Below are 21,808 nucleotides of genomic sequence, written 5' to 3'. Positions count from 1 at the left end.
TCGAGATGCTAGGACTGGTCCTTCGGACCATCCCGGAATGACGGCGCTGCGTCTACCCAACATCCGCAAACCTTGGCGCGCGCTTCTCCAGATTGGCGCGCACGGATTCGGTCTGGTTCGGGCTGCCGAGCAACTTCTGCTGCTCGACCGATTCCGCAAGCAGCGCGGCCGCCGGATCGACCGACAGATTGTTCAGCATCCGCTTCGCGGCACGGATCGCATCCGGGCTCTTGCCGGCGATCTCGCGCGCGACCTCGAGCGCGGCGGCGCGCGGGTCGTCACAGACGCGGGTGGCAAGGCCGTAGCTCTGTGCTTCCTGCGCCGAGAAGATGCGGCCGGTATAGGTGAGCTCGCGCAGGATATCGTCGCGCACGAGGCTCGCGAGGATCGGCGTGCCGGCCATGTCGGGGACGAGGCCCCATTTGATCTCCATGATCGACATCCGCGCGTCCTGCGAGAGGAAGCGCATGTCGGCGCCGAGCGCGAGCTGGAAGCCGCCGCCGAACGCGACGCCGTGGACCGCGGCGATCACCGGCACCGGAAGCTGGCGCCAGCTCCAGACCGCCTGCTGCGCGAAATTGGCCTTGCCATGGGTGCGAATGCTGAGATCGCGGTTCTCGCCGCCCGGCACCCCGTTACCGCCATCCTTCATGGCGGCGAACCGCCCCATGTCGAGGCCGGCGCAAAAGGCCCGTCCCTCGCCGGACAACACGACGACCCGAACGCCCTTTTCCTTGGAAAGCCGGTCGGTTGCGGCGACCAATGCCTCGAACATCGCGGCATCGAGCGCGTTCATCTTGTCCGCCCGCACCAGGCGGACATCGGCGATACCGTCTGAAATCGATATCGAAACGCGATCTTCCATCATTCCCTCCGCTTTGTCCTTGAGTTGGCGCTTTACACAAAGGCCGTTGTCCGCTTTTAGTCAATCGACCAATTAACTGACAACCCCCGTGGAGGAAACGATGTTCTCTGACCAGCTTCTTGCCGGGCGGCGCATACTGGTAACCGGTGGTGGCACCGGCCTTGGCAAGGCCATGGCCACGCGGTTCCTGCAGCTCGGAGCCGAGGTGCATATCTGCGGCCGCCGCAAGAGCGTCTGCGACGAGACCGCCACCGAATTGATGGCCGAGCATGGCGGACGCGTGGTCAGCCACGGCGTCGATATCCGCAATGCGATGGCGGTCGACGAGATGATCGAGTCGATCTGGACCACCAGCGGTCCGCTCACCGATCTCATCAACAACGCCGCGGGCAATTTCATCTCGCGGTCGGAAGAGCTCTCCGCGCGCGGGTTCGATGCAGTGGCCAACATCGTGATGCACGGCACCTTCTACGTCACGCATGCGGTGGGCCGGCGCTGGATCGCCGGCGGCCATCGCGGCAACGTGGTGTCGATCACCGTGACCTGGGTGCGCAACGGCTCGCCTTACGTGGTGCCGTCGGCGATGAGCAAGTCGGCGATCCATGCCATGACGATGTCGCTCGCGATCGAATGGGGCCGCCACGGCATCCGCCTCAACACCATCGCGCCCGGCGAGATCCCGACCGAGGGCATGAGCAAGCGCATCAAGCCCGGCGACGAGGCCGGCGCGCGGACCAAGGCGATGAACCCGATGGGCCGGGTCGGCACTATGGAGGAGCTGCAGAACCTCGCGGTGTTCCTGATCTCCGGCGGCTGCGACTGGATCAACGGCGAGACCATCGCCATGGACGGCGCGCAGGCGCTGGCGATGGGCGGCAATTTCTACCAGCTCCGCGACTGGAGCGACGACGACTGGACCAAGGCACGCGACTCGATCAAGGCCCAGAACGAGAAGGATCGCGCGGCGCGAGGTTGAAGCTCGCGCGCCAACTCCTCTGCCGTCGTCCCGGCGCAGGCCGGGACCCATAGCCACCGCATTGCGACGTTCGCGTCCGCTGTGGCCCCAGCGTCGCGCCACATCAACATTTGTGGCAATGGGTCCCGGCCCCCGTGCGCAATTGCGCACTAGGCCGGGACGACGATGTTGAAACGTCGCGGCCACCTCCCCCGTATTGTTTTTCCCGCGCGATGCCGCCACACTCCGCGCAACCAAAACAAGACGTCCCGGGGGAAACATGTCCGACGCGCCGAAACTGAGCAACCTTGCCGACATGGTGCGCGACCGCGCTAACGGTCGCGGCGATGCGCTGGCCTATGAGTTCGAGGGCCGGCAAACCAGCTTCGCCGAATTCGACACGAACACCAACCGCGTCGCCAACGCGCTGATCGCGATGGGCATCAAGAAAGGCGAGCGGATCGCCTATCTCGGCAAGAACAGCGACTTCTATTTCGAATTGTTGATGGGGGCGATGAAGGCAGGCGTGGTGATGGCGCCGGTGAACTGGCGCCTCGCAGGCCCCGAGGTCGCCTTCATCGTCGACGACTGCAAGGCGCCCGCCCTGTTCGTCGGCCCCGAATTCATCACGCAAGCGCGCAACATCAGGGACAAGCTGCCGAGCGTCCGCACCGTCATCACGACCGAGGGCGGCGCGCCGGAATGGCCCGACTATCTCGCCTGGCGCGACGCGCAGAGCGGCGACGACCCGCGCGTTGCGATCGAGCCCAAGGACATCGCGATCCAGCTCTACACCTCGGGCACCACGGGCAAGCCGAAGGGCGCGATGCTGTCGCACGCCAACTTCCTCAACCTCGTGCAGAGCGGCAATGAGGCCGAGAAGCCGGAATGGAACCGGTGGACCACCGACGACGTCTCGCTGGTCGCGATGCCGATCTTCCACATCGGCGGCTCCGGCTGGGGCGTGATGGGGCTCTATCACGGCGCCCGCGGCGTGATCGCCCGCGAGTTCGACCCGACCAAGGTGCTCGACTTCTTCGAGCAATCCGGCATCACCAAGCTGTTCATGGTGCCGGCGGCGATGCAGTTCGTGGTGCGGCAGCCCCGCGCGCGGCAGGTCGACTTCTCGCGCCTGAAATACATGCTTTACGGCGCCTCACCGATCCCGGCGGCGCTGCTGAAGGAGTGCATCGAGGTCTTCAAATGCGGCTTCGTGCAGATGTACGGCATGACCGAGACCACCGGCACCATCGTCGCGCTGCCGCCGGAGGATCACATCGAGGGGCTCGACCGCATGCGCTCCGCCGGCAAGGCGCTGCCCGGCATCGAGCTTGCGATCCTCGATCCGGATGGCAAGCCGCTGCCGCCGGGCGAAGTCGGCGAGATCGCCACCCGCTCCGGCTCCAACATGGCCGGCTACTGGAATTTGCCCGAGGCCACCGCGCGCACCATCGATAGCGACGGCTGGCTGCGCACCGGCGATGCCGGCTACATGGACAGTGACGGCTATCTCTACATCCACGACCGCATCAAGGACATGATCATCTCCGGCGGCGAGAACATCTATCCGGCCGAAGTCGAGAGCGCGCTCTGCGACCACCCGGACGTGGCGGAAGCCGCAGTGATCGGCATCCCCGACGACAAATGGGGCGAGGCGGTGAAGGCGGTGGTCGTAATGAAGCCGGGCAAGAGCGCGACGGCGACCGACATCATTAACTTCACCCGCGAGCGGATCGCGGGATTCAAGACGCCCAAATCGGTCGACTTCATCCCGGCGCTGCCGCGCAACCCGTCGGGCAAGATTTTGCGACGAAATTTGCGCGATCCGTACTGGGTGGGGAAGGACCGGCAGGTGAACTAGCCCTCCGTCGTCCCGGCGAAGGCCGGGACCCATTGCCACCGTTGTTGGTGGTGGCAACACGCTGTGGCCCCATCCTTCTCCACCAACGACCTCTCGCGGTTATGGGTCCCGGCCTTCGCCGGGACGACGGTGGAGAGAGCCGTCAAGTCTTCTTCATCTTCTCCCGGAGAAGACGCCAACGCTCCTGCGCCTCATTCGGCCAGACCTCCTTCCGATCGTAATACTCCGCGAACACCTTCGCTCCGGGCGGGAACGTCACCCAGGGCTGTTTGGACGAGGTGAAGATGTGGACGTCAGGCGGGCACTGGCCCGGATCATCCAGCGTGCCGACGCGGACGAAGCGCACCGCCGGTCCCGCGCCGGGATAGTTGCTCCACACCGCGACCTTGCAGCGCGGGCAGCGGGCGATCTTCTGCCCCTTGCCGCTCGCCGACGGCGTGTCGACGATCTCGGGCTCGGCCGCGATGTGCGCGACCCGCTCGACCTCGTACATCGCGTTGAGCGCATGCACGGTGCCGGTCTCGCGCTGGCACCAGGTGCAGTGACAGGCGTGCACGATCAGCGGCCCGCCGGTGAGGCGGTAGCGGACGTTTCCGCAGGTGCATCCGCCTTCCATGCCGTGCCCCCTCCTCGGTTCAGGGCCTCAGTGCTTGCCGGCGCCCATGTAGCCGAACAGGAAGCCCGCCACCTTGCGCTTCTGGATTTCCTCGCTGCCTTCGGTGATGCGATAGCGGCGATGGTGGCGGTAGATGTGCTCGAACGGCTTGTGCCGCGAATAACCCATGCCGCCATGCACCTGCATCGCGCGGTCGGCGGCCTCGCAGCACAGCCGGTTTGCCCAGAAATTGCACATCGAGACCCGGTCCGACAACGTGTGCTCGACCTGCGCCTGGGTCAGTTGATCCATCTCCCACGCCGTCTTGCGGATCAACAGCCGCAGCATCTCGGCCTGGGTCGCAAGCTCGACCAGCGGCCACTGGATCGCCTGGTTCTCGGCCAGCGCCTTGCCGAACGGTTTTCGCTCGCGCGCATACTTCACACTTTCATTAATGCAATAGACCGCAGCGCCGAGCGAGCTTGCCGCCTGACGGATGCGGTTCTCATGGACAAAACATTGCGCCAGCGACAGGCCGCGGCCGACCTCGCCGAACTGCGCATTCTCAGGCACGAACACGTCGGTGAAGCTGACCCGCGGATGATCGGTCGGCATGTTGAAGGTCCACATATACTCCTCGACCTTCACGCCCGGCGATTTCGCCGGCACCAGGAAGCAGCTGATGCCGCGCGCGTCGCCGTCATTGCCGGAGGTGCGGGCAAACAGCGCGCAGTGGGTCGCGACATGCATGCCTGTCGTCCACATCTTCTCGCCGTTGATGATCCAGCCCTTGACGTTGTCGCGGGTCGCCTGCACCGCCTTGGTCTCCATGTGCGTGGCGTCGGAGCCGTGCTCGGGCTCCGTAAGACCAAACGTGATGCGGTACTTGCCCGTGATCGAGCCGTCGATCATCGCCTTCTGCTCGTCGGTTCCATAGCGATCGAGCATGGTGACCAGCGGAAGATTGCCGACGATCGAATGCTCGTTCTGCAGATCGTTGTGCAGGCCGAGACCTTTCGAGGCAAAGTGTTCGCGGATCACAGCCATCCAGAGATTGGAGCCGTCCTTGCCGCCGTAACGCTTCGGGATCGCGAAGCGCAGGTGGCCGGCGGCATCCGCCAGGTTCTTGACCTTGCGCAGCAGCAATTCCCATTCATGGCGTGGCAGGCCGCCCTTGTCGAAATCGGTGCGCGCCCATTCGCGGCGATGATCGAAGAAGCGGATGTTGTCGCCAGCCGCTTCCAGCGGCTTGACCTCGCGTTCGATGAAGCGATCGAGCTCGGCGAGATAGGCTGTCAGGTCAGCCGGTAGATTGAAATCCAAGGCGGTCACTCCCGAAGATATTGTTGATTCTGGTTTTGCGTTTAGACGCTATCGCGTAGCCGCGTTCGGATCGATTAAGGTGAGAAGCACGCCGCCAAGTCAAGCAGGCCGATGAGGCTTGCGCGCGCGGTGGCGTTGCGTAATTGGATGGCGCGGAACGAGGTGCAGGCGGTAGGATATCAGCCATATTCTTCGCCGCAGAAAATCGACGGGAGCAAACATGGATCTGAAATTCTCCAAGGTGACGCGCAAGGGTCCCATCACCATCGTGACGCTGTCGCGGCCCGAGGTTTACAACGCGCTGCATATCGACGCGCATTTCGAGCTCAACAAGGTGTTCGACGACTTCTCCGCCGACCCCGAGCAGTGGGTCGCGATCGTCACCGGCGCCGGCGACAAGGCGTTCTGCGCCGGCAACGACCTGAAATGGCAGGCGGCCGGCGGCAAGCGCGGCTGGGACAAGGGCGGCTTTGCCGGGCTGACCAGCCGCTTCGACTGCGACAAGCCGATCATCGCCGCCGTCAATGGCGTCGCAATGGGCGGCGGGTTCGAAATCGCGCTGGCCTGCGACCTGATCATCGCCTCCGAAAATGCCACCTTCGCCCTGCCCGAGCCGCGCGTCGGCCTTGCGGCACTCGCTGGCGGAGTCCACCGCTTGCCGCGCCAGATCGGGCTGAAGCGCGCCATGGGCATGATCCTGACCGCGCGCCATGTCAGCGCCAAGGAGGGCCTCGAGCTCGGCTTCGTCAATGAGGTGGTGCCGCAGGGCGAGGCGCTGGCGGCCGCCGAGCGCTGGGCCGAGACCATCGCCAAGAACTCGCCGATGTCGATCCGTGCCTCCAAGCAAGCGATCCAGAAGGGCCTCGAAGTCTCGCTGGAGCAGGCGCTGGCCGAGCAGCGCGAGTATCCGGCGGTGAAGGCGATGGCCGCCTCGCAGGATTACATCGAGGGCCCGAAGGCGTTTTCGGAGAAGCGTCCGCCGAAGTGGCTGGGGCGGTAAACGCTCTCTCCTTCCGTCATTCCGGGGCGTCGCGAAGCGACGAGCCCGGAATCCATAGCCACCATCGTGAGTATGGATTCCGGGCCTGCGCCTATCGGCGCATCCCGGAATGACGAACTTGGATATTTGCTACACCTTATTCCCCAGTTCCCTCTTGTAGGACGCGTAGTTCGGCTGATCGACCGCGAGCTTGTCCATCGTGGTCTGCCAGAGATGTTCAGGCAACCCCGGCGTTGCCAGGTCGACCTCGCCGCTTGCGATCTTCTCCGACAGCGCGCGGTTCAGCTCCATCAGCGTGCCATCCGTGTCGAGCAGCGCCTTCAGCCGCGCGGCCTCGGTCGCATCGCCGACCTCGGCAAGCGCGAGCTGCCGCGTCACCAGATCGAGCGCGTTGATGCCGACGCGCAGCTTGAAGCTGTTGTGCCCCTTGATCGCGGGTGCGATCTCGTTGCGCAGGAAATCGGCGACGGCCTTGATCAGTTCGGTGGGTGTCGGTTCGTCCTGCATCTCAACGGCCTCTCGGTGCCAGTAGCCTAAGCAGATCGATCTCGGTCTCCGACGCCCGCCGCCCGATCATCGCGCGCTCCATCGAGTGATCGGGGCCCAGGCGGAAGCGCTGCATCATGCCGCAGCACATCACGCCCCAGCGCAGCGTGCCCATCACTTCCCAGAACATCACGCGATCAGGATCGACCTTGCGGCCGGCCTCGGCGTAACCCGCGAACAGATCCTCGCGGGAGCCGAAGCCGCCGACCGGCTTGTCGATCTCGCCGAAGCGCCACGAATTGACGCAAATCCAGCCGAGATCCTCCATGGGATCGCCGGTATGCGCGAGCTCCCAGTCGAGCACCGCGCGCACCCCGTCGGGGCCGATGATCAGATTGCCGTGGCGGAAATCGCCATGCACCAGCGTCACCTCCGAGGACGGACCGGGATCGTGATCGCGCAGCCACCGCAGCGCCAGCTCGAACACCGGCCGCGGCCAGTTGAAGCTGTGATACTCACGGGCGAGATCCTCGATCTCCTTGGTCGCCGTCAGGCCGCGCAGCTGCGGCAGTTTTGCTTGCGGCAGGCCATGAATGCCGGCGATGACACGGCCGAGCTGGCGTGCCAGCATCGGCCGCGCCTTGGCAAATTCCTCGTCACGCAAAATTTTCCGCGCGATGGTCTCGCCTTCGACCCGCGCCATGATGAAGCCGCGACCAAGGCCATCTTCCGGCCTCAGGACATGCATCACCTTCGGCGACGGCAGGCCCGCGTCATGCGCGAGTTGCATCAGCGTCGCCTCGGCCTCGAGGCCGGCGGCGCGGCCGGGCGCCGCACCGTAGCCCGGCGGCGCGCGGCGCAGGATCGCGCCGACATTGCCGTTCGGGTGCACGATGTCGAACGTCCAGGTCTCCTGGCTGGCGCCGCCGGAGAGCTTCGCGGCGCCTGTGACGCCGGTCGCGCCAGGATGAAACGAGGCGACGCAGCGCCTGAGCTCGGTCTCGATCATTTGCCCTTGAACTTCGCCGGACGCTTCTCGAGGAATGCGGTGACGCCTTCCTTGAAATCCTCGGCGCGGCCCGCAATGCGCTGCGACTCGCATTCCAGATTGAGCTGATCCTCGAGGGTATTCTCCGGGCTGTCCCAATAGAGCTTGCGGATCAGCGACAACGCGACGGTCGGGCCGTTGGCGAGATCGTGCGCCAGCTTCATGGTCTCCTCCATCAGCGCGGCGTCGTCATAGACGCGGTTGACGAGGCCCCATTCCAGCGCCTTCTCGGCCGGCAGCCGCTCGCCGAGCAGCGACAGCTCGACCGAACGCGCCTTGCCGATCAGCCGCGGCAGCAGCCAGGTCGAGCCGCAATCCGGCACCAGGCCGATGCGGCGGAACGCCTGCAGGAAATAGGACGAGCGCGCGCACAGGATGAGGTCGCCCATCAACGCGAAGCTCATGCCGGCACCGGCAGCCGGCCCGTTCACCGCGGTCACGATCGGACAGTGCAGCTTACGCAATCGGCGCAGGAACGGATGGAACGCGGTCTCCAGCGCCGCGCCGGCGTTGCTCTTGCCGGGCTTCTGCTGCTGGTTGCGGCCCTGCAGATTGGCGCCGGTGCAGAAGGCGCGGCCCGCGCCCGTGATCACCAGGCAGCGCACCTCGTCGCGCTTGTCGTCGATCGCATCGAGCGCCTCGGCAAGGCCGCCCAGCATGTCGATCGACACAGCGTTCATGACTTCCTGATGGTCGAGTTTGAGGATCGCGACCGATCCGTCGAAGTCGAGCGTGACGTGCTTGAACTGCATGGTTTCCTCTTTACGTTGCTTCGGCGGTTGGTACCGCGGTAGGTCGATGCTTCGACCCATATTTGATTTTTGTGCCGGGCTTGTCCATGGTCGGCAGCAAGCCCATCCGTGAACGCGTGATTAGCGCGCACCAAACCAAATGGAAACCCCAATGAGTGGCATCTTCGATCTCACCGGCCGCGTCGCTGTCATCACCGGGGGCAACGGCGGCATCGGCCTCGGCATCGCGCAGGCACTCAACGCCGCCGGCTGCAACGTCGCGATCTGGGGCCGCAACGCGGAAAAAAACGCCAATGCCGCGGCCTCGATGAAGGCCGGGCCCGGCAAGGTCGCGACGCAATTCTGCGACGTCACCGATCCCGGCTCGGTCAAGACCGCGATGAAGGCGACGCTCGACACCTTCGGCCGCGTCGACGGCTGCTTCGCCAATGCCGGCATCGGCGGCGGCGGACGCCGCTCCTTCATCGACCGCACCGAGGAGGAATGGCGCAAGATGTTCGCGACCAATCTCGACGGCGTCTTCCATGTATTCCAGGCTGCGGCACGCCACATGACCGAGCGCTCCGAGGCCGGCGACAAGTTCGGCCGGCTGGTCGCAACCTCGAGCCTCGCCTCGCTGTTCGGCACCGCACGCAACGAGCACTATGCCGGCACCAAGGCCGCGCTGAACGCGCTGTGCCGCGCGCTCGGCGTCGAGCTTGCCCGCCACGGCGTCACCGCAAATGCGATCCTGCCCGGCTGGATCAAGAGCGACATGACCGCCGGCATCATGGCCAACGACAAGTTCGTCGCCAATGTGATGCCGCGCATCCCGGTACGCCGCTTTGGCGAGCCGAGCGATTTCGGCGGCATCGCCGTCTACCTCATGAGCAAGGCGTCGTCCTATCATACGGCGGATTGCTTCGTGATCGACGGCGGGTACACGGCGTTCTAGCCGCGCACTTGCCGCTTCACCGGTGTCGTCCCTGCGAAAGCAGGGACCCATACGCCGCAGCAGTTGTAGTGAACGGGACTCGTCGTTCCAGCGGTACCTAACAGTTGGCATTTGTGGTTATGGGTCCCGGCCTGCGCCGGGACGACGATGGGATGGTCCTCGATTCAAGTTGCCACACCACGCCACACGCGACGCAGCGTCGCTTCCGTCGCGGCAAAACTGCTGCTAAGCGTTCGAGCGGCAAGGACGCAACAAGGCGGCTTTCGTCAACAAGCAGGGAGGATATTTCAGATGTTTTCACACGTGATGGTTGGCACCAACGATCTGGACAAGGCCAAGGCGTTCTATGATGCGCTGCTCGGCACGCTCGATGTCCGGCCGGCCCGGGTCGACGGTCACCGCATTATGTACCTCACCAAGGCCGGCATTTTCATGGTTTCCAAGCCGATCAACGGCGAACCGGCGACGCACGCCAATGGCGGCACGATCGGCTTTGCCTGCTCTTCGCCGGAGCAGGTCCATGCCTGGCACGCGGCCGGCATCGCCAATGGCGGCAAGACCTGCGAGGACCCGCCGGGCGTGCGCGAGGGCAATGGCATCAAGCTCTACCTCGCCTATTTGCGCGACCTCGACGGCAACAAGATCTGCGCGATGCATCGGATGACCTAGCCGGCGTCCGCCTGACTCTTTCACGCGGTACACGGCGGCGTTCAAACAACGTTTGAAACGCCGTCGTGATATTCCGCGATGCGGTAGAGATATCAGGAAAATCGGTGCTCGCGCTTCGCGTCGCACGCGTTTATTGTCCGCCGCGAAACACGCCTTCGCCACGGGAGAAACGATAATGAAGCATGCCTATGTGCCGCGCACCACGAACTACACGCTCAATCCGGGCGACGAGCTCAACGACCTCCGCATGTCGGACAAGGTGCGCCCGCTGTACGACCATGTGAAGCAATTCATCCGCGACACAGTCGACCCGATGTCGGTCGAGTTCTATCGCGCCGGCGAGAAGAAGACCAACCGCTGGAGCTTCACGGACGAGCAGCTCGCGATCCTGCAGAAGGCCAAGGACAAGGCCAAGGAAGTCGGTCTCTGGAACTTCTTCCTGCCCGACGCCGAAACCGGCGACGGCCTCAACAACCTCGACTACGCCTACATCGCCGCCGAGCTCGGCAAGAGCCCGCTGGCCTCCGAGACCATGAACTGCTCGGCCCCCGACACCGGCAACATGGAAGTTCTGGAGCGCGTCGGCACCAAGGCGCAGAAGGAGAAGTGGCTGAAGCCGCTGCTCAACGGCGAGATCCGCTCGGCCTATGCGATGACAGAGCCGAACGTCGCCTCCTCCGACGCCAAGAACATCTCGACCACCGCAAAGCTGGTCGGCGACGAGTGGGTGATCAACGGCGAGAAGTATTACATCTCCGGCGCCGGCGATCCGCGCTGCAAGATCATGATCGTGATGGTGAAGACCAATCCCGACGCGGCGCCGAGCAAGCAGCAGTCGCAGATCCTGGTGCCGATCGACACCCCCGGCGTCGAGATCCTCGGCCCGATGCACGTGTTCGGCCATGATCACGCACCGCGCGGCCACATGCATCTGCGCTTCAACAATGTGAAGGTGCCGAAGGAGAACATGCTGCTCGGTGAAGGCCGCGGCTTCGAGATCTCGCAGGTCCGCCTCGGACCGGGCCGTATCCATCACTGCATGCGCACCATCGGCAAGGCCGAGAAGGCGCTCGACATGATGGTGCAGCGCGGCCTCACCCGCGAAGCGTTCGGCAAGAAGATCGCCCATCTCGGCGGCAACATGCAGATCATCGCCCAAGCCCGCTGCGAGATCGAAGCGATGCGCCTGATGGTGTTGAAGGCGGCCAAGGCGATGGACGTGCTCGGCAACAAGGAAGCCCGCGTCTGGGTCTCGATGGTCAAGGCCATGGTGCCCGAGCGCGCTTGCAAGGTGATCGACCAGGCGATCCAGATGCACGGCGCCACCGGCATCTCGCAGTGGTCGCCGCTCGGCGAAATGTACCAGGACGTCCGCCATCTGCGCTTCGCCGACGGTCCGGACGAGGTGCACTGGATGGTGGTCGGCCGCCACGAATTGAGCATGACCTAGTGGATGCGCCCCCACTCCCCGCGGGGCGTGGTAAGGAAGCAAGTCTGCAAGGCGGGTTCGCGCAAGCGTAACCCGCCTTTGCTTTCCGAACCCTCGGCGGCGGGATACGCTTTCGCTAACCCGCCCTACGCTCTTCGGATCATCCCATGGAATATTCCCCAAGCGACCTCAGCCAGCGCGAACGCTACAAGGTGCTGACCTCCTTCGTGCTGCCGCGGCCGATCGCCTGGGTGACGAGCCTCGGCGCAGACGGCGTGGTCAACGCGGCGCCGTTCTCGTTCTTCAACGTGTTCTGCGAGGACCCGCCGCTCTGCATGTTCGCGGTCAACCGACGGCCGGACGGCCGCGAGAAGGACACGCTGGTCAATATCCAGCACCTGGGCGAGTTCGTGGTCAATCTCACCGACGAGCCGCTGGCGCGCCCGATGCACGAGACCTCGGGCGATTTCCCGCCCGAGATCGGCGAGCCCGGCTATCTCGGCCTGAAGCTCGCGCCCTCCAGCAAGATCGCGGTGCCCCGGCTCGCCGACGCGCCGTTCGCGATGGAGTGCAAGACCTGGAAGCTGATCGACGTCAACGGCGATCGCCAGCTGATCATGGGCGAAGGCATCCACTTCCACATCCGCGACGAATTGTGGGACCGTGATGCGATGCGCGTCCACATGGAGCGTTACCACCCGATCGGCCGTATGTTCGCCGACCGCTACTGCCGCACCGACGACCGCGTGGTGTTTCCCGCGGCCGAAGGTGTGAAGAACACGTAACGAGGACGACCGAATGAGTGAAGCATTCCGCGACAACCCGGCACAGAGCCGGTTCGAACTTGACGTCGATGGCACCACCGCCTTCGTGGTCTACCGCAAGACGCCGGATACGATCACGCTTGTGCATACCGTGGTGCCGCCGGAGCTCGGCGGCCGCGGCGTCGGCTCGAAGCTCGCTCGCGCGACACTCGACGCCGTCCGCGCGCAGAACATCAAGCTCGTCGTAAAATGCGAGTTCATCCAGGGCTTCATGAAGAAGCATCCGGAGTACGACGATTTGTTGGGGTGAAACGCGGATGCGTAGGGCGGGTTAGCGCAGCGTAACCCGCCGATCTGCCCGCGCACGATGGCGGATTACGCCTTCGGCTAATCCGCCCTACGCAGCTAATCCGCCCTACAAAGCCGTACAGCTACGACGCCGCCGGCTCGCCGATCTTGTCCTGCGTCTTCGTTTCGAAATCGCTGGCATCGTGGCGCTCATGGAGCTGGCTCGACGGCTCGCCCCAGGTGCGGTTGACCATGCGGCCGCGCTTCACCGCGGGCCGTGCTGCGATCGCGTCGGTCCAGCGCTGCACGTTCTTGTAGTCCTGCACCGACAGGAATTCACCGCCGCCATAAAGCAGCCCCTTGGCCAGACCGCCGTACCAGGGCCACACCGCCATGTCGGCGATGGTGTAGACGTCGCCGGCGAGATATTCGTTGTCGGCGAGCCTGCGGTCGAGCACGTCGAGCTGGCGCTTCACCTCCATCGCAAAGCGATCGATCGCGTATTCGATCTTGGTCGGCGCATAGGCATAGAAATGCCCGAAGCCGCCGCCGAGATACGGCGCCGAGCCCATCTGCCAGAACAACCAGGAGAAGGTTTCCGCGCGGGTCTTGACGTCGGTCGGCAGGAACGCACCGAACTTTTCCGCGAGGTAGACCAGGATCGAGCCCGACTCGAACACCCTGATCGGCTCCGGTCCGCTGCGGTCCATCAGCGCCGGGATCTTCGAATTCGGATTGACCGCAACGAAGCCGCTGCCGAACTGGTTGCCGTCGATCTTGATCAGCCAGGCGTCGTATTCCGCACCCTTGTGGCCCGCCGCGAGCAGCTCTTCCAGCATCACGGTAACCTTGACGCCGTTCGGCGTCGCCAGCGAGTAAAGTTGCAGCGGATGGCGGCCGACCGGCAGTTCCTTGTCATGGGTTGGACCGGCGATCGGCCGGTTGATGCTGGCGAAGCGCCCGCCGCTCTCCTTGTTCCAGGTCCAGACTTTCGGAGGCTCGTAGTCAGAGGTGTCAGTCACGTCGTTGGCTCCCGGTTTACGTTTCCAAGGTGGGGCGGCGACCGCCGTGCCCATCCGCACGTCCGCACTAGATGGTGGGCGCGCTCGGCTTTGCCCAGCCTGTGTTCTCGCATTTTCTACCTTGCGGAATGCGTCGCGAGGGATGCTGCCAGAGCAGCGCCTGCACGCAAGATCGCCGCAGTGGAAACCAGCTTGGCTTGACCATCCATGATGCGCTAGCGTCGCGGAAGCCTGATGCCAACAAGCACAAAAAACGGCTGCCGGGAGAAAACCAGTCCATGAAATCACCGATCTGCGACATGTTGGGAATTGAATTCCCCCTGCTCGCTTTCAGCCATTGCCGCGACGTTGTGGCGGCGGTCAGCCGCGCCGGCGGCTTCGGCGTATTCGGCGCGACCCGGTATCTGCCGGAGACGCTGGAGCAGGAATTGAAATGGATCGACGATCACGTCGACGGCAAGCCCTACGGCATCGACGTGCTGATCCCCGAGAATATCTCGACCGCGGGTGAGAAGAACGTCACGTGGAAGAGCCTTGAAAAGCGCGTTTCGCAGGAGCATCGCGATTTCACCCGCAATCTCCTCAAGAAATACAACATCGAGCTCACGACGCAGAGTGTCGCCGACAACCAGCCGCAGCCATTCGATGCCGAGACGGCGCTGCAATTGCTCGAGGTCTCGTTCCGCCATCCGATCAGGCTGATCGCGAACGCGCTGGGCGTGCCGCCGAAAGCGATGATCGAGATGGGCCGCAAGCACGGCGTGCCGGTGGCGGCGCTGGTCGGCTCCAAGGAGCACGCACTGCGCCAGGTCGCGGCCGGCGTCGACATCCTCGTCGCGCAGGGCACCGAGGCCGGCGGCCATTGCGGCGAAGTCTCGACCATGGTGCTGGTGCCCGAGGTGATCAAGGCGGTCAGGAAGATCCGCGACGTGCCGGTGCTCGCCGCCGGCGGCATCATGACCGGCAGCCAGATGGCGGCCTGCATGGCGATGGGCGCGGCCGGCGCCTGGACCGGCTCGGTGTGGCTTGCCACCGTGGAGTCGGAGACCTCGGAGATCTTCCGCGAGAAGATGATCGCGGCCTCCTCGCGCGACGCCATCCGCTCGAAGGGCCGCACCGGCAAGCCGGCGCGGCAGCTCCGTTCGGTGTGGACCGACGCCTGGGACCGCTCGCCGGATAGCCCCGGCGCGCTGCCGATGCCGCTGCAAAGCATCATCAGCCGCGACGCCTTCAACGCGATCGACCGCGCCGCTGCCGCCGGCAACGAGAAGGCGCGCGATCTCGTCAGCTACTTCGTCGGTCAGGGTGTCGGCCTGGTCGACAGCGTGAAGTCGGCGGGCGCCGTGGTGCAGGAATTCAAGGAAGATTTTGTCGAAGCCGTCGAGCACATGAACGCGCTGGTGGCGGAGTAAGCAACGCACCACCGTCGTTGCGAGGAGCAACGCGACGAAGCAATCCAGCTTTCCCCGAGTCGAGATATGGATTGCTTCGCTTCGCTCGCAATGACGGCTAGAACAACCACCGAGCCCAATACCGCAGAGTGAAGCAACAAGAATGTCGAACAGCATCCCCGAAGACCGCATTCCCGTCATCGTCGGCGTCGGCGAGGTCGTCGATCGTCCGAAGGACATCGCCGCCGGCCTCGAGCCGCTCACTTTGCTGGAAGAGGCACTGAAGCGCGCCGAGGCCGACAGCGGCGCAAAGCTGCTGTCCGACGTGCAGTCGCTCGATGTCGTCAACTTCCTGAGCTGGCGCTACCGCGATCCCGAGAAGCAGCTGGCGCAGCGGCTCGGCATCGCGCCAGCGCATCTCTATTACGGCCCGGTCGGCGGCGAGAGCCCGATCCGCTACCTGCACGAGGCGGCGCAACGCATCGCGCGCGGCGAATGCAACGTTGCCGCAGTTTGCGGCGCGGAGGCACAATCGACCGCAACCAAGGCGCAGCGCGCCGGCGTCGAATTGCCGTGGACACCGTTCGCGCACGACGTGGAGGAGCCGAAGCGCGGCGCCGCATTCCAGAAGCCGCTGGCTGTTGCGCTCGGCGTGTTCCGGCCGATCACGGTCTACCCACTCTATGAGTCCGCGACCTCTGCGCATTGGGGCCAGACGCCGCGTGAGGCGCTCAAGGAGTCCGGCGACCTGTGGTCGACCTATGCGCGGGTTGCCGCCGACAATCCGAACTCCTGGCTGAAGAAGCGCTTCACCGGCGAGGAGATCACCACGGCGACACCGGACAACCGGATGATCGCCTGGCCCTACACCAAGCTGATGGTGGCGAACCCGACGGTGAACATGGGTGGCGCGCTGATCCTGACCAGCCTTGCGAAAGCGCGCACCGCCGGCGTGCCCGAGGACAAGCTGATCTATCCGCTCGGCGGCGCCTCGGCGGAAGAGCCGCGCGACTATCTGATCCGCGACCAGTTCGTGGAGAGCCACGCGCAGAATGCGGTGCTGAAGGCGGTGATGGACCTCGTCGGCGGCGACGGCAGGAAGTTCGATGCGATCGAGCTCTATAGCTGCTTCCCCTGCGTGCCGAAGATGGCGCGCCGGACGCTCGGCCTCGGCGCCGACGTGCAGCCGACCGTGACCGGCGGTCTGACGTTCTTCGGCGCGCCGCTCAACACCTACATGACGCATTCGGCCTGCGCGATGGTGCGCAAACTCCGAAGCGGCGGCACGCTCGGCCTGCTCTACGGCCAGGGCGGCTTCGTCACCAAGCATCATGGCCTCGTGCTGTCGCGCGCGGCGCCGACGGCCGCGCTCAAGCAGGACACGAGCGTGCAGGCGGAGGCCGATCGCAACAGGCGCAACGTGCCCGACTTCACCGCCGAGGCAACGGGAAAAGGCAAGGTCGAGGCCTTCACCGTGATCTATCGCGCCAATGGCGAGGTCGAGCATGGCGTCACCATGCTGCGCACCGAGGACGGCCGCCGCACCCTCGGCCGCATCCCGGCGAGTGACGCGGCAACGCTGGCGTATCTGCAGGACCTCGACCGCACGCCGGTCGGCAGCACGGGCAACATCGTCACCGCGAGTGACGGCGTGCTGGAATGGCGGGTGGGCTGAGGCTCTCTTTCTGCATGTCATGGCCGGGCACGTCCCGGCCATCAACGTCTTTGTCTCTCGAAAGAAAGGAAGACGTGGATGCCCGGGACAAGCCCAGGCATGACGAAGGGGAAGCTACCCCTTCGCATCCTGCTTTTCCGACGCCGTCGTCGGCTTGCCCTTGGCGCCGGCGCCGGTGACGCGGACATGATCGCCGTCGGCGAGTCCGTCCGGCGGGGCGGTGATGATGCGGTCGTCGGGGGCGAGGCCCGAGGCGATCTCGATCTCCTTGCCGAGGTCGCGGCCGATCTTCACGGTCTTGAACAGCACCTTGTCATCGGGGCTGACAGTTGCGACCCGCAGGCCGCTGCTGTTGAAGATCAGCGCGCTGGCGGGAATGCTGAGCGGCGCGGCCTCGCGCTGCAAGTTCAGCTTCACGCTGGCATAGCTGCCCGGCATCAGCTCGCCGGAGGAATTGTCGAGCCCGAGCTGCATCCGCGTCGTGCCGGACGCGACATCGACGGCCTGCGAGGAAGCTTCCACCGTCGCCTGGAAGCTGCGGTTCGGGTAATCCGGCAATACCAACGAGGCCTTGGCGCCGATCTTGATCGCCGGGACGTAGTTCTGCGGCACGTTGACGTAGACGCGCAGCTTGGTGATGTCCGAGATCGTGAACATCGCGGGACCCGAGTTACCGCCGGCGTTGATCAGCGCGCCGACGTCGGTGTCGCGCGAGGTCACCACGCCATCGAACGGCGCCGTGATCTTCTTGTAGCCGGCGAGCGCTTCCAGCCGCTCGACATTGGCCTGGCCGGCCCTGACCGCACCGTTCTTGTTGGAGAGGTCGGCGGTGCGCTCGTCGATTTCCTGGGCGGAGACGAAGTTCGAGGCGACCAGCGTCTTGCGCCGGTTCAGCGTGGCTTCGGAGAGCTTGGCCGAGGCCTGGGCGCTGGCGAGATCGGCGCGCGCCTGCAGCAATTGCTGGTCGAGGTCGGGCGCCTCGATCTCGGCGATTACCTGGCCGGTCTTGACGCGAGCACCGATGTCGGCGTCCCAGTTCTTGAGATAGCCGGACACCCGGGCATAGATCGGCGCGCGGGAATAAGCTTCGAGCCGGCCCGGCAGGTCGATCGTGGGGCTCAGCGCCTTGGCGTTGGGCAGCGCCACGGCGACCGTCGGAATGGCCTGGTCATCGGTCCATTCCTTCAGCCGGTTGTCCTGCTCCTCACGGGCGCGGATGCCGGTGCCGACGATCAGCCCCGCGCCGACCAGTGCAACCACGCCGAATATGCCCCATCTCCGGCGGGACACCGGTGGGCGCTGTTCAGTGGGCTGCATGCGGAATCTCCGATGAGGCGGCGGCTTTGGCGCCTTGCTTCTTGTGTACCATACTGAATACCACGGGAACAAACATCAGCGTCGCGAAGGTTGCAAAGATCAGGCCGCCGATCACGGCGCGGCCCAGCGGCGCGTTCTGCTCGCCGCCCTCACCGAGCCCCAACGCCATCGGCGCCATGCCGATGATCATGGCGAGCGCGGTCATCAGCACCGGGCGGAACCGGACGAAGCCGGCCTCCAGCGCCGCCGCGACGGGATCACCGAGTTCCTCATAGCGCTCGCGGGCGAAGCTGATCACGAGCACGCTGTTGGCGGTCGCGACGCCCATGCACATGATGGCGCCGGTGAGCGCCGGAACCGACAGCGTGGTCTGGGTCGTGAACAGCATCCAGACGATGCCGGCAAGCGCGGCGGGCAGCGCCGTAATGATCACGAACGGATCCGACCAGGACTGGAAGTTCACGACGATCAGGAAGTAGATCAAGACGACCGCGCCGAGCAGGCCGAACAGCAGGCCGGTGAAGGCCGAGTTCATGGTCTGCACCTGACCGAGCAGCACGACCGAAGAGCCCTTCGGCACCTCCTTGGCGGTGTCGGCGATCAGCTGGCGCACGTCGGTTGCGACGCCGCCGAGATCGCGGCCTTGCGTCGTGGCGTAGATCTGCACCAGCGACTGAATGTCGTATTGCGACACCACCGCGCTCGAGGTCGCGCGCTTGATGTCGGCGATGCCGCCGAGGATCGGCGCCTGGGTGTTGCCGGTCGCGGTGATCGGCAGCGTCTGCAGCGCGCTCAGCGAGTCGATCTGGTATTGCGGCGTCTGCATCACGATCGAATAGGACACGCCGTTATCGGGATTGAGATAGTAGGTCGGCGCGACCTGCGAGGAGCCGGCGAGGTTGACGACCAGCGAGTTGGTGACGTCGCGTTCGGTCAGGCCGACATACTGGGCGCGGGTGCGGTCGACGTCGATGTTGAAGGTCGGATTGTTCGGCGACTGTTGGATCCGCGCGTCGGCGATGCCGGGGATGCGTTTGATCTTCGCCAGCAGCTTGTTGGCGTAGGCGAAGTTGGCGTCGAGGTTGGCGCCGCGGATCTGCAAATCGATCGGCGCCGGCGCGCCGAAGTTCAGGATCTGGCTGACGATGTCGGCCGGCAGGAACGCGAAGCTGGTGCCCGGGAACAGCCGCGGCAACTGCTCACGCAGTGCGCGGACGTGCTGCTCGGTCGGCTTGTGGCCTTCCTTCAGGCGGATCTGGATGTCGCCGTCCTGCGGTCCGATCACGCCGGTGTTATTGTAGGTCATGTTGATGCCGGAGATCGGCATGCCGATGTTGTCGGTCATGGTCTCGATCTCGCCGGGCACCAGCTTGCGGATCGCCTTCTGGATGTCGGCGAGCTGGTTGGCGGTCTCCTCGACGCGGGTGCCGACCTGGGTGCGGACATGCATCAGGATGTTGCCGGCGTCGACCGACGGGAAGAAGTTGCGGCCGAGGAATGGCACCAGCAGGAACGACGCTGCGACGACCGCGAGGAAGCCGCCGACGAACACCGTGCGGTGGCCGAGCGCCATTTCGAGCAAACCGTGATAGCCGCCGCGGATGCGCTCGAACCGCGCCTCGAAGCCGCGCTGGAACCAGACCAAAGGATTGCGCGACTTCGGCGGCGCGCCCTCGTGATGGACGTGCGCCTGCAGCAAATAGTTCGCCATGGTCGGCACCAGGGTGCGGGACAGGATGAACGACCAGATCATCGCGAACATCACGGCTTCGGCCATCGGCACGAACAGGAAGCGCGCCACGCCGGTCAGGAAGAACATCGGCACGAACACGATGCAGATACAGAGCAGCGAGACGAAGGCCGGCGTCACGATCTGGTTGGCGCCGTCGAGGATCGACTGCTCGACCGGCTTGCCCTGCTCGAGATGGTAGTTGATGTTCTCGATCGTCACCGTGGCGTCGTCGACCAGGATGCCGACCGCGAGCGCAAGGCCGCCGAGCGTCATGATGTTCAGCGTCTCGCCGATCAGGGACAGCATGATGATGGCCCCGAGCACCGACAGCGGGATCGACACCGCGATGATGACGGTCGAGCGCCAGCTGCCGAGGAACAACAGGATCATCACGCTGGTCAAGAGCGCGGCGATCACGCCCTCGAAGGCAACGCCCGTAATCGCGCCGCGGACGAACACCGACTGGTCGCCGATGAAGCCGATCTTGAGCGCGTCCGGCATCTGGTCCTTGACGTCGATCACCTTCTGCTTGATGCCGGAGATGATATCGAGCGTCGAGGTGGCGCCGGCCTTCAGCACCATCATCAGCACCGAGCGGTTGCCGTCGACATGGACGATGTTGGTCTGCGGCGGGTTGCCGTCGCGAACGGTAGCGACGTCGCGGACATAGACCATTGCGCCGTTGACCTGCTTGATCGGCAGATCGCCGAGTTCCTCCATCCGGAGCGGCGAGTTGTTCAGGTTTACGGTGTATTCGAAATTGCCGATCTTCTGCGTGCCGACCGGCGTGATCAGGTTCTGCGCGGCGAGCGCGTTGGCAACGTCCTGGCCCGACAGGCCGCGCGCCTGCAGCGCGGTCGAATTGAGATCGATCTGGACCTGGCGCTGCTTGCCGCCGAACGGATACGGGATCGCAGCACCAGGCACCGTGACCAGCGGCGTGCGCAGCTGGTTGATGCCGATATCGGCGAGGTTCTGCTCGGTCAGGCCTTCGCCGGAGAGCGCGACCTGGATGATCGGAACCGTCGAGGCGCTGTAGTTCAGGATCAGCGGCGGCGTCGCGCCCGGCGGCATCTGCTTGAGCAGGGTCTGCGAAATCGCGGTGACCTGCGCGTTGGCGGTGCGGATGTCGACATTGGGCTGGAAGAAGATCTTGATGATGCCGAACCCGTTATACGAGTTGGCGGTGATGTGCTCGATGTCGTTGACCGTCGTGGTCAGCGCGCGCTGGAACGGCGATGTAATGCGGCCGGCCATCTGGTCGGGCGGCAGGCCGGTGTACTGCCAGACCACACCGATCACGGGGATTCGGATGTCGGGAAAGATGTCGGTCGGCGTGCGCAGCGCTGCCAGCGGTCCAATGATCAAGAGCAGGATCGCGAGCACGACGAAAGTATATGGCCGGCTCAGCGCGATACGGACCAGTGCGATCATAAAAGCAGCATTCCCGAAATGAAGCCCGCCCCGGGCAGAGGAATCGACATTGCAAAAGCCGTTCCGCAGCGGCCGATTTACCCGATGACGGGCAAAACGCCAACCTGCGGAGCCGCCGCGGCCTTCACTTCCTTGGCATAGTTCGTGAGACCGTGCGCTCCGATCAGGTACGCCGGACACAGTGCCGCCGATCGCGCTCGGATCATCGTCAAAAAGAGACGGCTCTGCTGCGAATATGCGCCGGCCGAGCACGCCGTTTCGGCCGTCA

At 64.8% G+C, this 21,808-nt stretch carries 19 protein-coding genes; 10 read left to right on the top strand and 9 right to left on the bottom strand.

What is annotated here, in order from left to right; translation table 11 throughout:
- Window positions 1–52 precede the first annotated feature (52 nt).
- The gene (locus Q0030_RS18440) at window positions 53–865 is read right to left on the bottom strand and encodes a crotonase/enoyl-CoA hydratase family protein (RefSeq protein ID WP_298369878.1); all 813 of its coding nucleotides are present in this window, start codon (window positions 863–865) and stop codon (window positions 53–55) included.
- Window positions 866–965: 100 nt separating this feature from the next.
- Here Q0030_RS18440 and Q0030_RS18435 point away from each other — a divergent pair, with 100 nt between their 5' ends.
- Both Q0030_RS18435 and Q0030_RS18430 read left to right on the top strand, forming a co-directional pair.
- On the top strand, window positions 966–1,841 hold the full coding sequence (locus Q0030_RS18435; protein WP_298369876.1) for an SDR family oxidoreductase: 876 nt from the start codon (window positions 966–968) through the stop codon (window positions 1,839–1,841).
- A 259-nt stretch (window positions 1,842–2,100) separates the two neighbouring features.
- The gene (locus Q0030_RS18430; RefSeq protein ID WP_298369874.1) at window positions 2,101–3,681 is read left to right on the top strand and encodes a fatty acid--CoA ligase; all 1,581 of its coding nucleotides are present in this window, start codon (window positions 2,101–2,103) and stop codon (window positions 3,679–3,681) included.
- 142 nt (window positions 3,682–3,823) lie between these two features.
- On the opposite strand, the gene Q0030_RS18425 is transcribed toward Q0030_RS18430, so the two are convergent.
- Window positions 3,824–4,297: a GFA family protein gene (locus Q0030_RS18425; RefSeq protein WP_298369872.1), complete on the bottom strand. Its 474-nt coding sequence runs from the start codon at window positions 4,295–4,297 to the stop codon at window positions 3,824–3,826.
- Between the two features lie 27 nt (window positions 4,298–4,324).
- Window positions 4,325–5,599, bottom strand: a complete 1,275-nt coding sequence (locus tag Q0030_RS18420; RefSeq protein ID WP_298369870.1) for an acyl-CoA dehydrogenase family protein — start codon at window positions 5,597–5,599, stop codon at window positions 4,325–4,327.
- A 220-nt stretch (window positions 5,600–5,819) separates the two neighbouring features.
- On the opposite strand from Q0030_RS18420, the gene Q0030_RS18415 reads away from it, so the two are divergent.
- Window positions 5,820–6,599 (top strand): enoyl-CoA hydratase-related protein, encoded by a 780-nt coding sequence (locus Q0030_RS18415; protein WP_097670526.1) that lies wholly within the window; start codon window positions 5,820–5,822, stop codon window positions 6,597–6,599.
- A 129-nt stretch (window positions 6,600–6,728) separates the two neighbouring features.
- Here Q0030_RS18415 and Q0030_RS18410 read toward each other — a convergent pair whose 3' ends face one another.
- Genes Q0030_RS18410 through Q0030_RS18400 form a run of 3 tightly spaced genes read right to left on the bottom strand, consistent with a single transcriptional unit; the run spans window position 6,729 to window position 8,885 of the window.
- Window positions 6,729–7,106, bottom strand: a complete 378-nt coding sequence (locus tag Q0030_RS18410; protein ID WP_298369866.1) for a DUF6285 domain-containing protein — start codon at window positions 7,104–7,106, stop codon at window positions 6,729–6,731.
- A 1-nt stretch (window position 7,107) separates the two neighbouring features.
- Window positions 7,108–8,094: a phosphotransferase family protein gene (locus tag Q0030_RS18405; protein WP_298369863.1), complete on the bottom strand. Its 987-nt coding sequence runs from the start codon at window positions 8,092–8,094 to the stop codon at window positions 7,108–7,110.
- Window positions 8,091–8,885, bottom strand: a complete 795-nt coding sequence (locus Q0030_RS18400; protein ID WP_298369860.1) for an enoyl-CoA hydratase/isomerase — start codon at window positions 8,883–8,885, stop codon at window positions 8,091–8,093. The genes Q0030_RS18405 and Q0030_RS18400 overlap by 4 nt, the downstream gene beginning before the upstream one ends.
- Window positions 8,886–9,036: 151 nt before the next feature.
- Between Q0030_RS18400 and Q0030_RS18395 the strand changes: the two genes are divergently transcribed.
- The 5 genes from Q0030_RS18395 to Q0030_RS18375 all read left to right on the top strand — a co-directional run bounded on the left by Q0030_RS18395 (window position 9,037) and on the right by Q0030_RS18375 (window position 12,991).
- Window positions 9,037–9,819, top strand: a complete 783-nt coding sequence (locus Q0030_RS18395; RefSeq protein ID WP_298369857.1) for an SDR family oxidoreductase — start codon at window positions 9,037–9,039, stop codon at window positions 9,817–9,819.
- A gap of 291 nt (window positions 9,820–10,110) precedes the next feature.
- Window positions 10,111–10,488 (top strand): VOC family protein, encoded by a 378-nt coding sequence (locus Q0030_RS18390; RefSeq protein WP_092125064.1) that lies wholly within the window; start codon window positions 10,111–10,113, stop codon window positions 10,486–10,488.
- Window positions 10,489–10,660: 172 nt separating this feature from the next.
- The gene (locus Q0030_RS18385; protein WP_298370124.1) at window positions 10,661–11,938 is read left to right on the top strand and encodes an acyl-CoA dehydrogenase family protein; all 1,278 of its coding nucleotides are present in this window, start codon (window positions 10,661–10,663) and stop codon (window positions 11,936–11,938) included.
- Window positions 11,939–12,084: 146 nt separating this feature from the next.
- The gene (locus tag Q0030_RS18380; RefSeq protein WP_298369851.1) at window positions 12,085–12,702 is read left to right on the top strand and encodes a flavin reductase family protein; all 618 of its coding nucleotides are present in this window, start codon (window positions 12,085–12,087) and stop codon (window positions 12,700–12,702) included.
- Between the two features lie 13 nt (window positions 12,703–12,715).
- Window positions 12,716–12,991 (top strand): GNAT family N-acetyltransferase, encoded by a 276-nt coding sequence (locus Q0030_RS18375; RefSeq protein WP_298369849.1) that lies wholly within the window; start codon window positions 12,716–12,718, stop codon window positions 12,989–12,991.
- Between the two features lie 121 nt (window positions 12,992–13,112).
- On the opposite strand, the gene yghU is transcribed toward Q0030_RS18375, so the two are convergent.
- Window positions 13,113–13,991 (bottom strand): glutathione-dependent disulfide-bond oxidoreductase, encoded by an 879-nt coding sequence (yghU, locus tag Q0030_RS18370; protein ID WP_298369847.1) that lies wholly within the window; start codon window positions 13,989–13,991, stop codon window positions 13,113–13,115.
- Between the two features lie 278 nt (window positions 13,992–14,269).
- Here yghU and Q0030_RS18365 point away from each other — a divergent pair, with 278 nt between their 5' ends.
- Window positions 14,270–15,403 carry a nitronate monooxygenase gene (locus Q0030_RS18365; protein WP_298369844.1) on the top strand — a complete coding sequence of 378 codons (1,134 nt, stop codon included), beginning with the start codon at window positions 14,270–14,272 and terminating at the stop codon, window positions 15,401–15,403.
- A 142-nt stretch (window positions 15,404–15,545) separates the two neighbouring features.
- Window positions 15,546–17,057: an acetyl-CoA acetyltransferase gene (locus tag Q0030_RS18360; protein ID WP_298369841.1), complete on the top strand. Its 1,512-nt coding sequence runs from the start codon at window positions 15,546–15,548 to the stop codon at window positions 17,055–17,057.
- A gap of 114 nt (window positions 17,058–17,171) precedes the next feature.
- On the opposite strand, the gene Q0030_RS18355 is transcribed toward Q0030_RS18360, so the two are convergent.
- Window positions 17,172–18,374: an efflux RND transporter periplasmic adaptor subunit gene (locus tag Q0030_RS18355; protein ID WP_298369839.1), complete on the bottom strand. Its 1,203-nt coding sequence runs from the start codon at window positions 18,372–18,374 to the stop codon at window positions 17,172–17,174.
- Window positions 18,361–21,540, bottom strand: coding sequence for an efflux RND transporter permease subunit (locus tag Q0030_RS18350; protein WP_298369837.1), 3,180 nt, complete (start codon window positions 21,538–21,540; stop codon window positions 18,361–18,363). Before Q0030_RS18350 ends, Q0030_RS18355 begins: the two co-directional genes overlap by 14 nt.
- Between the last annotated feature and the right edge of the window lie 268 nt (window positions 21,541–21,808).

The organism is uncultured Bradyrhizobium sp., from assembly GCF_947648125.1.
In the GTDB taxonomy this organism is placed as follows: Bacteria; Pseudomonadota; Alphaproteobacteria; order Rhizobiales; family Xanthobacteraceae; genus Bradyrhizobium.
This window is presented reverse-complemented; position numbering and strand designations above follow the sequence as displayed.

Excerpts from the sequence above, each read along its gene's own strand:
- Q0030_RS18440 (WP_298369878.1), bottom strand. The coding sequence starts at position 865 with ATGGAAGATCGCGTTTCGATATCGATTTCAGACGGTATCGCCGATGTC.
- Q0030_RS18435 (WP_298369876.1), top strand. The coding sequence starts at position 966 with ATGTTCTCTGACCAGCTTCTTGCCGGGCGGCGCATACTGGTAACCGGT.
- Q0030_RS18430 (WP_298369874.1), top strand. The coding sequence starts at position 2,101 with ATGTCCGACGCGCCGAAACTGAGCAACCTTGCCGACATGGTGCGCGAC.
- Q0030_RS18425 (WP_298369872.1), bottom strand. The coding sequence starts at position 4,297 with ATGGAAGGCGGATGCACCTGCGGAAACGTCCGCTACCGCCTCACCGGC.
- Q0030_RS18415 (WP_097670526.1), top strand. The coding sequence starts at position 5,820 with ATGGATCTGAAATTCTCCAAGGTGACGCGCAAGGGTCCCATCACCATC.
- Q0030_RS18410 (WP_298369866.1), bottom strand. The coding sequence starts at position 7,106 with ATGCAGGACGAACCGACACCCACCGAACTGATCAAGGCCGTCGCCGAT.
- Q0030_RS18405 (WP_298369863.1), bottom strand. The coding sequence starts at position 8,094 with ATGATCGAGACCGAGCTCAGGCGCTGCGTCGCCTCGTTTCATCCTGGC.
- Q0030_RS18400 (WP_298369860.1), bottom strand. The coding sequence starts at position 8,885 with ATGCAGTTCAAGCACGTCACGCTCGACTTCGACGGATCGGTCGCGATC.
- Q0030_RS18395 (WP_298369857.1), top strand. The coding sequence starts at position 9,037 with ATGAGTGGCATCTTCGATCTCACCGGCCGCGTCGCTGTCATCACCGGG.
- Q0030_RS18390 (WP_092125064.1), top strand. The coding sequence starts at position 10,111 with ATGTTTTCACACGTGATGGTTGGCACCAACGATCTGGACAAGGCCAAG.
- Q0030_RS18380 (WP_298369851.1), top strand. The coding sequence starts at position 12,085 with ATGGAATATTCCCCAAGCGACCTCAGCCAGCGCGAACGCTACAAGGTG.
- Q0030_RS18375 (WP_298369849.1), top strand. The coding sequence starts at position 12,716 with ATGAGTGAAGCATTCCGCGACAACCCGGCACAGAGCCGGTTCGAACTT.
- Q0030_RS18365 (WP_298369844.1), top strand. The coding sequence starts at position 14,270 with ATGAAATCACCGATCTGCGACATGTTGGGAATTGAATTCCCCCTGCTC.
- Q0030_RS18360 (WP_298369841.1), top strand. The coding sequence starts at position 15,546 with ATGTCGAACAGCATCCCCGAAGACCGCATTCCCGTCATCGTCGGCGTC.
- Q0030_RS18355 (WP_298369839.1), bottom strand. The coding sequence starts at position 18,374 with ATGCAGCCCACTGAACAGCGCCCACCGGTGTCCCGCCGGAGATGGGGC.
- Q0030_RS18350 (WP_298369837.1), bottom strand. The coding sequence starts at position 21,540 with ATGATCGCACTGGTCCGTATCGCGCTGAGCCGGCCATATACTTTCGTC.